The organism is Benzoatithermus flavus, from assembly GCF_037908215.1.
GTDB classification, from domain to species: domain Bacteria; phylum Pseudomonadota; class Alphaproteobacteria; order Geminicoccales; family Geminicoccaceae; genus Benzoatithermus; species Benzoatithermus flavus.
Genome location: NZ_JBBLZC010000026.1, coordinates 48975 through 60401, shown reverse-complemented (window position 1 = coordinate 60401; position 11427 = coordinate 48975). Strand labels below are relative to the sequence as shown.

General features: G+C 68.3%; 12 protein-coding genes and 1 pseudogene. 5 read left to right on the top strand and 8 right to left on the bottom strand.

What is annotated here, in order from left to right; genetic code table 11:
- Positions 1–331 (bottom strand): annotated as a pseudogene (locus U1T56_RS20000) (transposase); the annotation flags it as partial.
- Between the two features lie 792 nt (positions 332–1123).
- A complete protein-coding gene (locus U1T56_RS19995) occupies positions 1124–1549 on the bottom strand; it encodes a hypothetical protein (RefSeq protein WP_418161267.1) in 426 nt (141 codons plus the stop codon).
- Between the two features lie 391 nt (positions 1550–1940).
- On the opposite strand from U1T56_RS19995, the gene U1T56_RS19990 reads away from it, so the two are divergent.
- The gene (locus tag U1T56_RS19990) at positions 1941–2603 is read left to right on the top strand and encodes a Fe2+-dependent dioxygenase (RefSeq protein WP_418161266.1); all 663 of its coding nucleotides are present in this window, start codon (positions 1941–1943) and stop codon (positions 2601–2603) included.
- Positions 2604–2616: 13 nt separating this feature from the next.
- On the opposite strand, the gene U1T56_RS19985 is transcribed toward U1T56_RS19990, so the two are convergent.
- From U1T56_RS19985 to ilvD, 6 genes are all read right to left on the bottom strand, one after another.
- Positions 2617–2748: a DUF2474 family protein gene (locus U1T56_RS19985; protein ID WP_418161265.1), complete on the bottom strand. Its 132-nt coding sequence runs from the start codon at positions 2746–2748 to the stop codon at positions 2617–2619.
- A complete protein-coding gene (gene cydB, locus U1T56_RS19980; protein WP_418161264.1) occupies positions 2748–3752 on the bottom strand; it encodes a cytochrome d ubiquinol oxidase subunit II in 1005 nt (334 codons plus the stop codon). Before cydB ends, U1T56_RS19985 begins: the two co-directional genes overlap by 1 nt.
- A 5-nt stretch (positions 3753–3757) precedes the next feature.
- Complete coding sequence (locus tag U1T56_RS19975) at positions 3758–5155, bottom strand: cytochrome ubiquinol oxidase subunit I (protein WP_418161263.1); 1398 nt, start codon at positions 5153–5155, stop codon at positions 3758–3760.
- 152 nt (positions 5156–5307) lie between these two features.
- Complete coding sequence (locus tag U1T56_RS19970) at positions 5308–5682, bottom strand: type II toxin-antitoxin system VapC family toxin (protein WP_418161262.1); 375 nt, start codon at positions 5680–5682, stop codon at positions 5308–5310.
- A complete protein-coding gene (locus U1T56_RS19965) occupies positions 5663–5950 on the bottom strand; it encodes a type II toxin-antitoxin system Phd/YefM family antitoxin (RefSeq protein ID WP_418161261.1) in 288 nt (95 codons plus the stop codon). Before U1T56_RS19965 ends, U1T56_RS19970 begins: the two co-directional genes overlap by 20 nt.
- Before the next feature lie 86 nt (positions 5951–6036).
- The gene (gene ilvD / locus U1T56_RS19960; RefSeq protein ID WP_418161260.1) at positions 6037–7764 is read right to left on the bottom strand and encodes a dihydroxy-acid dehydratase; all 1728 of its coding nucleotides are present in this window, start codon (positions 7762–7764) and stop codon (positions 6037–6039) included.
- Between the two features lie 98 nt (positions 7765–7862).
- On the opposite strand from ilvD, the gene U1T56_RS19955 reads away from it, so the two are divergent.
- The 4 genes from U1T56_RS19955 (at position 7863) to aroC (ending at position 11427) form a co-directional block, all read left to right on the top strand.
- On the top strand, positions 7863–8387 hold the full coding sequence (locus U1T56_RS19955) for a GNAT family N-acetyltransferase (protein WP_418161259.1): 525 nt from the start codon (positions 7863–7865) through the stop codon (positions 8385–8387).
- An 88-nt stretch (positions 8388–8475) separates the two neighbouring features.
- Positions 8476–9366: a YihY/virulence factor BrkB family protein gene (locus U1T56_RS19950; protein WP_418161258.1), complete on the top strand. Its 891-nt coding sequence runs from the start codon at positions 8476–8478 to the stop codon at positions 9364–9366.
- A gap of 166 nt (positions 9367–9532) precedes the next feature.
- Positions 9533–10351 (top strand): enoyl-ACP reductase FabI, encoded by an 819-nt coding sequence (gene fabI / locus U1T56_RS19945; protein WP_418161257.1) that lies wholly within the window; start codon positions 9533–9535, stop codon positions 10349–10351.
- A complete protein-coding gene (gene aroC, locus U1T56_RS19940) occupies positions 10351–11427 on the top strand; it encodes a chorismate synthase (protein ID WP_418161256.1) in 1077 nt (358 codons plus the stop codon). Before fabI ends, aroC begins: the two co-directional genes overlap by 1 nt.

Genomic DNA, 11427 nt, shown 5'->3' with positions numbered 1-11427 from the left:
ACGGCGCTGCGCGTAACTCTTCTCCTCGATCGCCCAGGTCACGGCATCCCTCCTTGCCCTGGGCGGCAGAAGTTTTTCCGAGCATCTCGCGCAACGTCGACACGTCCAGCATCGACTCCGCCAGCAACTTCTTCAGCCGTCGGTTCTCATCCTCAAGCGCCTTCAGCTTGCGGGCGTCGGAGACATCCATCCCGCCGAACCGCGAGCGCCACCTGTAGAAGGTGGCGTCGCTCACCCCGTACTTCCGGCAGAGCTCGGCCGCCGACATCCCAGCCGCGTGCTCCTGCAGGATGCCGATGATCTGTTCCTCGCTGAACTTGCTCCGTCGCATCGTCCGTCTCCTCCGCAAAGGAAACAGACTAACCTCTTAGCGAGGTCTCCTCAGGGGGTAGGGTCAGCGTCACCGAGGTGCCTCTGGGGAACGCCGCGCGGGCGATACGTATGGTCTCGGCCGGGATCGTGCCGATCGGCTCGGGGCGCCGGCTCGTGGCAGACCCTTCCTGCTCGCCGTGAGCCGCCGACCATGCGTCCGAACGCGTCGCCGTGCAATTCGCCGACGGTATCTGCGTGCAGGCCGCGAGCCCGAGCGCGGTCGGGTGCCGCGCCCGGAGCCGCCGGTTCACCCGGTCGGCCGGGCCGGGTGCTGGCGGCGCGCGTGGTGCGGCGCTCCCTGCCGCGCACCACGCCCTCGGGGCCCATGGCGCGCCTCGGCCGGGCCACGGTGCGACGGGCGACGCCCTCCCGCCGTCAGATCTCGCGCACGCCGTGGACGCCGAAGTCCGCCCCCCGGACCCGGCGGACGTGCCCGCGCCGCCGGGCGGCACGCTTCGTCCGCGCCGGCGCCGCGGATCGCCGCCGCCTGCGCGGCGTGCTCCCCTTCCTGCTCGCGTCCGAGGCGGACGGCGCGCGCGGCTCCGCCGGGTACGGCTTCGACGGCAAGCAAGATCAAGGGCCGACTGCCACGGCGACCCTCCACATGTGCCTGCGGACCGCAGACTCGGGACCGGCGGACAAGGCAGGGCGGCCGAATCCGGCTGAACGCACCCGACCTGCACGTCGCTCCGTCTCGTCGGCGAGCCGGCGGCATCGGCTACGATCCTGCTCCCGGGTCCGGCGATGAAAATCAAACGCTCTGCCGCACGAGCCGCTCCGCCGAGCGCTCGATCCGGGCGATGGCGGCCGAGACTTCGGCCGGGCTCATCACCGGCATGATAGGGCGCTCCACCGCCGGCCAGACCGGAGCGAGCCGGTCGAACTCGGCGGCGATCGTCGCGACGGTCTCGGAGTCTTGCGGGCGCAGCGTGGGGGCGAGGCGGTCGAAAGCCTGACGGGCGAGCAGAAACAGGCCGCGGCTGCCGTCGTACTCGAGCGGCTCCTTGATCCTGTCGTCGGCGACCGCCCGGCGATATTCCTCGTGCGCCAGAGACAGAAGGGCGGCTACCTGCTCCAGCCGCCACGACAGATCCGCCTCGCCCGGCGTGCGCAGATGGTGCACCACGGCGTCGAGCGTCGAGGCGAACCGCTCGTGCTCCTTCAGGTCACGGTCCACCGATCCACGCGGCAGCGTATCGGGATCGCCCTTGCCAGGACTTCCGCCTGCCATAACCGGATGCGCCCCCATGCCCAGCACTCCCGCAAACGTGCCCGTTGCCGCACGACAGCGGCCTTGCCGTCTTCGCTCTCCTTGCTCCTCGCCTCCTCCGCACGTGTCGTTCGCGCACGAGAGGTCGATCGTGTCGGGCCATCGCCATCAAGCCCTCCTCTCGATGGCAGTCAGCTCAACGACCGGATGACCAAAGCCGACGGATGCGGATTTTTCGATCCTATACCGCAATACCGCTTGGCTGATAAGTGCGTTTTCTCTCCAACCGTGATTTTGCGATCTTGTCGGCGCGCAAAAGATCGTTTTAACAGTTTCTCATCTGCGAAAGGACCCGTCGATGTTCCTTTGTATCGCCGACATCCTGGACCGGAACGATCTCGAGGCCGTGGTCGGGCGACTGAACGCGACCACGTTCGACGACGGCAGCGCCACCGCGGGATGGCATGCGCGCCTGGTCAAGCGCAACCTGCAGGCAAGACGGGACGAGCCCTCGCTCGAGGAGCTGCGCGCCCGCCTCGCGGCGCGGATCCTCGGCAATCCGGTGTTCCAGCTCGCCGCCCGGCCCAAGGCGCTGACACCTTTGCTGCTGTCGCGCTACGAGCCCGGCATGAGCTACGGCACGCACGTCGACGACGCGCTGATGGGTGGCCTGCGGACGGACCTCGCCTTCACGCTGTTCCTGAGCGATCCTGACTCTTACGCGGGCGGCGAGCTCGTGATCGAGGCACCGGGCGGCGAGGAGTCGTTCAAGCTCGCCGCCGGCTCGCTGCTGCTCTATCCCGCCACGACGCTGCACCGGGTCGAGCCCGTAACCGCGGGCCATCGCCTCGCCGCCGTCGGCTGGGTGCGCAGCCACATCCGGGACGCGAGCCGGCGCGAGCTCCTGTTCGATCTCGACACGGCCCGGCGCGCCCTGTTCGAGTGCCACGGCAAGACGGCCGAGTTCGACCTGCTCTCGAAATGCTCCGCCAATCTCCTGCGGATGTGGGCGGAGGACTGAGCGTCGCGCGGGTTCAGCCGGCGCCGGTAATGGCGGCAAAGAGGTTGCGCAGGAGCCAGGCGGTGCCGCCGACCGCCATCACCCCGGCGCACCACAAGAGCACGAACCAGGCGAGACGGCCGCGAAAACTGCGCGTCGTTTCCATCAGTGATAGCCGCTCTCGGCGGTGACCTTGCCGCGGAACACCCAGTAATTGTAGACCGTGTAGCTCAGGATGATCGGCACCAGGATGATGGTGCCGACCAGGAGGAAGCCTTGGGATGCCGGCGGGGAAGCCGCGTCCCAGATCGTGATCGAGGGCGGGATCACGTAAGGCCACAAGGAGATCGCAAGTCCGGCGTAGGAGAGGAGAAACAGGCCGAGCGTGAGAAGGAAGGGCGTGTACTCCTCGCCCCGCTCAAGGGCGATGTGGAGCCTGAGGCCGGCGAGCGCCACCAGGATCGGCACCGGCGAGAGATAGAGGATGTTGGGCCAGCTGAACCAGCGAGCCCCCACCGCGGGGTGGATGAAGGGCGTCCAGATCGAGACGACGGCGATCGCGCCCAGCACCAGGAGCCCCAGCACCCGCATGGCTCGGTAGGCCCAGGCCTGGAGATCGCCCGTGGTCTTCATGATCAGCCAGCCGGCACCCAGCATGGCATAGCCGGCGACGAGGGCGAGGCCGCAGAACAGCGCGAACGGGTTGAGCCAGACGAACGGGCCGCCGTGGAACGCCCGCTCGCTGACGTCGATGCCCTGGATGAAGGCGCCCAGGACCACGCCTTGCGCGAAGGTGGCGCAGATCGAGCCCCAGGCGAAGGCGCGGTCCCACCAGTGGCGGTTGGCCCGGCTCTTGAAGCGGAACTCGAACGCGACGCCGCGGAAGATCAGCGCGAGCAGCATCAGGAGCAGCGGCAGGTAGAACGCCGGGAGCAGCACGGCATAGGCCAGAGGAAACGCCCCCAACATCCCCGCCCCGCCGAGCACGAGCCAGGTCTCGTTGCCGTCCCAGACCGGCGCCACGGTGTTCATCATCACGTCCCGGTCCTCGTCGTAAGGCGGGAACGGGAACAGGATGCCGATGCCGAGATCGAACCCGTCCATGATCACGTACATGATGACGCCGAACGCGATGATCCCGGCCCAGATCAGCGGCAGGTCGATCTGCATGGCGGTCACTCCGCGGGTTCCGGCCGGATGCCGGGCTCGTCGGCGGCCGCGAGAGGGCGCTGCCCGCCGGGCTCGGCCGGGGTCTCGTGCGCCTCGCTCGGGACGGCACGCATGAGGCGGAGCAGGTAGACCGTGCCCACGCCGAAGACGAGCGTGTAGACTAGGACGAACAGGACGAGCGAGGTGGCCACGCTCGCGAGCGGCAGAAGCGTCACCCCGTCGGCGGTGCGCAGGATGCCGGTGACGATCCAGGGCTGGCGGCCGTGCTCGGTGGTGATCCAACCGAAGGTCACGGCGAAGAAGCCGATCGGGGCGGCGATGGTGCAGACGCGTAAGAACCATTCGGTGGCGTAGAGGCGTCCCATCCAGCGCAGCACCAGCGAGATCACGCCGATCGCGACCATGATGACACCGAGCGCCACCATCAGCCGGAAGGTCCAGAACAGCACGGGCGCATTCGGACGTTGATCCGGCGGGAAGGCCTCGAGGCCCTTGATCTCGCCGTTCCACGCGTGGGTCAGGATCAGGCTGCCGAGCTTCGGGATGCCGATCTTGTAACGGGTCTCCTCGGCCTGCATGTCGGGCAGGCCGAACAGGAGGAGCGGCGCGCCGCGCTCGGTCGCGAAATGGCCCTCCATGGCGGCGATCTTGGCGGGCTGATGCTCGAGCGTGTTGAGGCCGTGCAGGTCGCCGGCCACGAGCTGCAAGGGCGCTACCAAGGCTGCCATCCACATCGCCATCGAGAACATGCGCTGGCTGGGGCCGTCCCAATGCCCCTTCAGGAGGTGCCAGGCACCGACACCGCCGACGACGAACGCCGTGGTGAGATAGGCGGCGAGGACGGTGTGGACGAAGCGGTAGGGGAAGGACGGGTTGAAGATGATTTGCCACCAGTCGACGGGCACGACCAGGCCGTTCTCGATCGCGAAGCCTGTGGGCGTGTGCATCCAGCTATTGGCGGAGAGGATCCAGAAGGCCGAGAACAGGGTGCCGAGCGCCACCATGCAGGTGGCGAAGAAATGCAGCCCCTCGCCCACCTTCTTCCAGCCGAACAGCATGATGCCGAGAAAGCCGGCCTCGAGGAAGAAGGCGGTGAGCACCTCGTAGGCCATCACCGGGCCCATGACGGCCCCCACCATGTCGCTCATCCGGCTCCAGTTGGTCCCGAACTGGTAGCTCATGACGATGCCGGACACGACGCCCATGGCGAAGGAGACGGCGAAGATCTTGAGCCAGAACTGGTAGAGCTGGCGGTAGACCGCGTCGCGGGTCCAGAGCCACAAGCCCTCGAGCACGGCAAGGTAGCTCGCGAGCCCGATGGTGAAGGCCGGAAACAGGAAGTGGAAGGAGATCGTGAAGGCGAACTGGAGCCGGGCGAGTACCAGAGGATCGGTGAGGTCCATGACGAGGTCCCGCGCTGCAGTCGACCCGAAGCCGACGACGCTCTGGCATATAGAAGCCACCTTTCCCGCGAACAGGAGAGAACTGCAACAGGGTCATGTCTGCGGCGCAAGGCTGGTGGCACGCCCGTCCGAATGTCGTTCCGGACATGGCGCTACCGGAGCCAGGACACGGGATGGCGCTGGATGTCGGCATCGGCAGTCACGAGGACGAGGCCGTCCTCGATCACCTGGGCGATCAGCATGCGGTCGAACGGGTCGCCGTGAACGGGCGGCAGGCGCGCGGTTGCCTCGATATGGGTGAGGCTGATGGGCAGGAGATCCGTGTCGGCATCATGCACGAGATCGCCGAGCGCCCCGGCCGGGAGCAGGCGCCCCAGAGCCATCCTGGTCGTCAGCTCCCATATCGAGGCATGGCTGAGCCACAGCTCGTGCTCGCGTCGCTCGAGAGCGGCCTTCGCTCCGGGCGAAAGCCGATCGGGATCCGATGCGGCCCAGAGCAGGACGTGGCTATCGAGCAGGAGGCGCATCGAGTGAATCGCCCGGATCGGGCTCGCCTGCGAGCGCTCGCCCGATGTCCTCGGGCCAGGGCGCATCGAAGTCGTCGGCGATCCATACCTTCCCGCGCCACTGGCCGAGCGGCCGCTTGCCAGTGACAGCGGGCTTTTCGGGCAAGGGGACCAGCCGCGCCTCGGGCTTGCCGTTCTTTGCGATGGTGATCTCCTCGCCGGCGGCCGCCTCCTCTACCAGCGCCGAGAGACGGGTTTTCGCCTCGTAAAGGCTCAGCGTCTTGGCCATGGCTCGCTCTCGTTCGGAACGAAGCTACGGCTCTTGACCAGATTGGCCAGTAGCCAACCACTCGGAGAGCAGAGAGTCCCTCGCCTTCAGAGCTCGGGATAGGGGTGCGTCTCGGCCTTGCCGCCCGGATGGGTCACGGCGCCCTTCTCCGCCGGGCCCACGGTCTGGGCGTAGCGCCAAAGGGCGCCCGAGCCGTAGATCGAAGACCGGGGCCGCCAGCCGCCGCGGCGCGCGGCGAGGTCGGTCTCGCTGAGCTCGACGTCGAGCGTGCCGGCCTCGGCATCGATGGCGACGATGTCACCGTCCTTGAGGAGGCCGATCGGTCCGCCCACCGCGGCTTCCGGGCCGACATGGCCGATGCAGAACCCGCGCGTCGCGCCCGAGAAGCGGCCGTCCGTGATCAGCGCCACCTTGTCGCCCATGCCCTGGCCGTAGAGGGCGGAGGTGACGCCCAGCATCTCGCGCATGCCGGGTCCGCCCTTGGGCCCCTCGTAGCGGATGACCAGAACCTCGCCCTCCTCATAACGCCGCTCCTGGACGGCGCGCATGCAGTCCTCCTCGCAATCGAACACCCGTACCGGTCCGCGGAACTTGAGATTCTTCAGGCCCGCCACCTTCACGATCGCCCCTTCCGGCGCCAGCGTGCCCTTGAGGCCGACCACGCCGCCCATGGGGCTGAGCGGGCGCGAGACCGGCCGCACCACGTCCTGCTTCTCGTCCCAGGCCGTCCCCTCCAGGTTCTCGGCGACGGTGCGGCCGGTGACCGTGATGCAGTCGCCGTGGAGATAGCCGCCATCCAAGAGCGCCTTCATGAGCAGCGGCACACCGCCCGCCTCGGCCAGATCCTTCATGACGTAGCGGCCGGCGGGCTTGAGATCGGCGATGTAGGGCGTGTCGCGGAAGATCGCTGCGACGTCGTGGAGATCGAAGTCGATCCCGGCCTCGTGCGCGATCGCCGGCAGATGCAGTGCTGCGTTGGTCGAGCCGCCCGAGGCCGCGACCACGCGCGCCGCATTCTCGAGGCTCTTTCTCGTGACGATGTCGCGCGGGCGGATGCCTCGCGCCAGGAGCGCCATCACCGCCTCGCCCGACTCTTCCGCCCACTTGTCCCGCGCTTCGAAAGGTGCCGGCGTCCCGGCCGAACCCGGAAGGGCAAGGCCGATGGCTTCTGAGACGCAGGCCATGGTGTTGGCGGTGAACTGGCCGCCGCAGGAGCCGGCCGAAGGGCAGGCCACCTGCTCGAGCTCCTCGAGCTCGGCGTCGCTCAAGCTCCCGACGGCGTGGCGGCCCACGGCCTCGAACACGTCCTGGACGGTGACGTCCCTACCCTGCCATTTCCCGGGCAAGATCGAGCCGCCGTACATGAACACCGAGGGCACGTTCAGTCGCACCATCGCCATCATCAGCCCCGGCAGGGACTTGTCGCAGCCGGCGAGGCCCACGAGCGCGTCGTAGGCGTGGCCGCGCACGGTGAGCTCGACCGAATCCGCGATCACCTCGCGGCTGACGAGCGAGCTCTTCATCCCCTCGTGGCCCATGGCGATGCCGTCGGTCACGGTGATCGTCGTGAACTCGCGCGGCGTGCCACCGGCCTTGGCCACACCGCGCTTGACCGCTTGCGCCTGGCGGTGCAGCGCGATGTTGCAGGGTGCGGCCTCGTTCCAGGTCGTGACCACGCCGACGAACGGCCGGGCGATGTCGTCCTTGGAGAGGCCCATGGCGTAGTAGTAGGAACGGTGCGGCGCCCGCTCGGGCCCGAGCGAGCTGTGACGGCTCGGCAGCTTGGACTTGTCGAACACCGTGATCGCAGCCATAGGGTCCAGCCTCGGGAAAAGAGGACATCGACCGGCATAATGGTCACGAAGGGCGCGCAGGCTCAAGACGGCAGCCGCGGCACGGACGGAGGCAGGGTTTGGCAAGGATCGAGCAGGTGATGCTGCGACCCGAGGAACCGGGCGACGAGGCCGCGATCGGCGCCGTCCTCGCCGCGGCCTTCGGGCGGCAGGACGCAGCCGATCTCGTGGCCCGGCTCCGTGCCGCGGCGGGGCTCACGATCTCGCTCGTGGCGGTGGCGGGCGGCGCGATCGCGGGCCACGCGGCGTTGAGCCCAATCACGATCGAGGGTGCCGAGGCCGGTACGCGCTGGTTCGGGCTGGCGCCGGTGGCCGTGCGGCCGGACCACCAGCGGCAGGGCATCGGCACGAGGCTGGTAGAGGAGATCTTGCAGCAGGCCACGGCGTTGGGTGCGAGCGCGGTGTTCGTCCTGGGTGATCCCGGCTATTATTGGCGATTCGGCTTCGCGGAGGCCGGGCCGCAGGGTTGGCGTTGCCTTTACGATGCGCCATCGGCCGCGTTTCGCGTGGCGCTGCTCGGGCCGCGCACCGACCCGCCACCGCCCGGAGTGGTGCGCTACCACCCGGCGTTCGATGAGCCGTGAGGTGGAGAGATCCCCTCGGTCGCACAGCTTGGCGTCAACGGTGGCGCCTGTCTACGCTGTGGCATCCGCATAGCGAAGGGACCGGCGGGTGCAGGAGCAGAACAGGCGTCAGCAGCGGGTACGACAGCGTCGGCGCGAGGGGCCGCTGCGGCTGGTGCGACGCACGCTCTGGCAGGCCTATTACCGCTTCGAGCAGGACCATGGCTGGGTGCTGGCCGGCCACATCGCCTATATGGGCCTGTTCGCGCTGTTCCCGTTCCTGATCTTCCTCCTCGCCCTCGCCGGCTTTCTCGGCCAGGGCGAGGCCGCCGACACCTCGATCGAGCTGGCGCTGGAACTCCTGCCGCCCGACGTCGCCTCGGCGCTGAAGCCCGCCATCGACGAGGTGCGCAACGCCCCCCATGCGGGCCTGATGACCTTCGGCATCCTCGTCACCTTGTGGGCCTCGTCCTCGGGCCTCGAGAGCCTGCGGCACGCGCTCAACCTCGCCTATGCCGTGGCCGACCGGCCGGCGATGTGGCGGACCAGGCTCGAGAGCCTGCTCCTCACCATCGTCGCCGCGATCGTCGTCATCGTGGTGATGGTCCTTCTCGTCGTGCTGCCGCTCGCCCTCGATGCAGTCCGCTTCCTGCTCCACGAGCCGACGATCCAGGAGTCGTTCTACGACGGCACGCGGCAGAGCCTGGGCTTTCTCCTCCTGCTCGGCCTGCTCATGCTGCTCTACAAGGTCCTGCCCAACGTGCAGCTCCGGCCGATGGAGGTGGTGCCGGGAGCGATCGTGGCCTGGCTGCTCTGGCTCGCCGTGGTCTGGGGCTACACCGTCTATCTGCGCAGCGTGCGCAGCTACAGCGTGACCTACGGCAGCCTCGGCGGCATCATCGTCACCCTGCTCTTCTTCTACATCTCGGCCGTGCTGTTCATCTTCGGCGCCGAGATCAACAGTGTGCTGCGTCGTCGGCGCCAGAGCCGCACGCGCTGACCGTTGCGCGTGGGCATCAGCGCGGCGCTCCCGCATCGCCCGAGATGGTGACGATGTCTCGATCATCGGTCGAGGATACCGGAGTTCCTCTTCCGGACGGAAGGGCACGCGACTAGGATGCGCGCCCCGTCCCCTCGACGACGTCTCGTTTCTGGAGCTCGCGCCGATGACCGAAGCCAAGCCGCTCATGCAAGGCAAGAAGGGCCTGATCATGGGCATCGCCAACGACCGCTCGCTCGCCTGGGGCATCGCGAAGACGGTCCGGGCGCACGGTGCCGAGATCGCGGTCACCTACCAGGGCGAGGCGCTCTTGAAGCGGGTCAGGCCTCTGGCCGAGCAGCTCGGCTCGGAGCTGCTGCTGCCGGCCGACGTCACCGAGCCTGCGAGCCTCGACGCACTGTTCGCCGAGATCCAGGCGAAGTGGGGCCGGCTCGACTTTCTGGTCCATGCCATCGCCTTCTCCGACAAGGAGGAGCTCAAGGGCCGCTACATCGATACCACGGCCGACAACTTCCAGCGCACGATGCTGATCTCGTGCTACTCCTTCACCGACCTCGCCCGGCGCGCCGAGCCTTTGATGACCCAGGGCGGCAGCCTCGTCACCCTCACCTATATCGGCGCCGAGCGGGTGACGCCGCACTACAACGTCATGGGGGTGGCGAAGGCGGCGCTCGAGGCCTCGGTGCGCTATCTCGCGGTCGACATGGGCGGGCGCAACATCCGGGTGAACGCGATCTCGGCAGGGCCGGTGCGCACGCTCGCGGCATCCGGCATCGGCGACTTCCGCTATATCCTGAAATGGAACGAACTCAACGCGCCCCTGAAGCGCAACACCACGCTCGAGGACGTGGGCGGGGCCGGGCTCTATCTCCTCTCCGACCTCGGCAGCGGCACCACGGGCGAGGTGCTGCACGTCGATTCCGGCTACCACGTCGTCGGCATGAAGGCGGTGGACGCCCCCGACATCTCGGTCGTGAAGGACTGATGGCCGGCAATTCCTTCGGCGAGCTGTTTCGCTTCACCACCTGGGGCGAGAGCCACGGGCCGGCGATCGGCGTCGTCGTCGACGGCGTGCCCTCGAAGATCCCGCTCGCGGCCACCGAGATCCAATACTGGCTCGACCGACGCAAGCCCGGTCAGTCGAAATTCACGACCCAGCGCCGCGAGTCCGACCGGGTCGAGATCCTCTCGGGCGTGTTCGAGGGCATGACCACGGGCACGCCCGTCTCGCTCCTGATCCGCAACGAGGATCAGCGCTCCAAGGATTACGGCGAGATCAAGGACCTCTACCGGCCCGGCCACGCCGACTACACCTACGACGTGAAGTACGGCATTCGCGACTATCGCGGCGGCGGGCGCTCGAGTGCGAGAGAGACCGCGTGCCGGGTCGCGGCGGGCGCCATCGCGCGCAAGGTGCTGGGGTCCGAGGTCAGGATCACGGGCTATCTCGTGCAGATCGGGGCGGACGCTATCGACCGCGCGCGGTTCGATCCGGCCGAGATCGAGCGGAACCCGTTCTGGTGCCCGGACGCCGAAGCGGCTGTCCGCTGGGAGGAGCAGCTCACGGCCGTGCGCAAGGCCGGCTCCTCGGTGGGAGCGATCGTCGAGGTGGTGGCGAGCGGCGTGCCGGCGGGCCTGGGCGAGCCGGTCTACGACAAGCTCGATGCCGACCTCGCCAAAGCGATGATGTCGATCAACGCCGTGAAGGGGGTCGAGATCGGGGCGGGTTTCGCGGCGGCAGCGCTGCGCGGCGAGGAGAACGCCGACGAGATCCGGATGGGCAACGACGGCCCGCGCTTCCTCTCGAATCATGCGGGCGGCATCCTCGGCGGGATCAGTACCGGCCAGGACATCGTCGTGCGCTTCGCCGTCAAGCCCACCTCCTCGCTCCTGATCCCGAGAAAGACCATCGACCGCCACGGCAACGAGACCGAGATCGTCACCAAGGGCCGCCACGATCCGTGCGTGGGCATCCGGGCGGTGCCGGTCGGCGAGGCGATGATGGCCTGCGTGCTCGCCGACCATCTCCTGCGCCATCGCGGGATCTATGGCGGGCGCTGA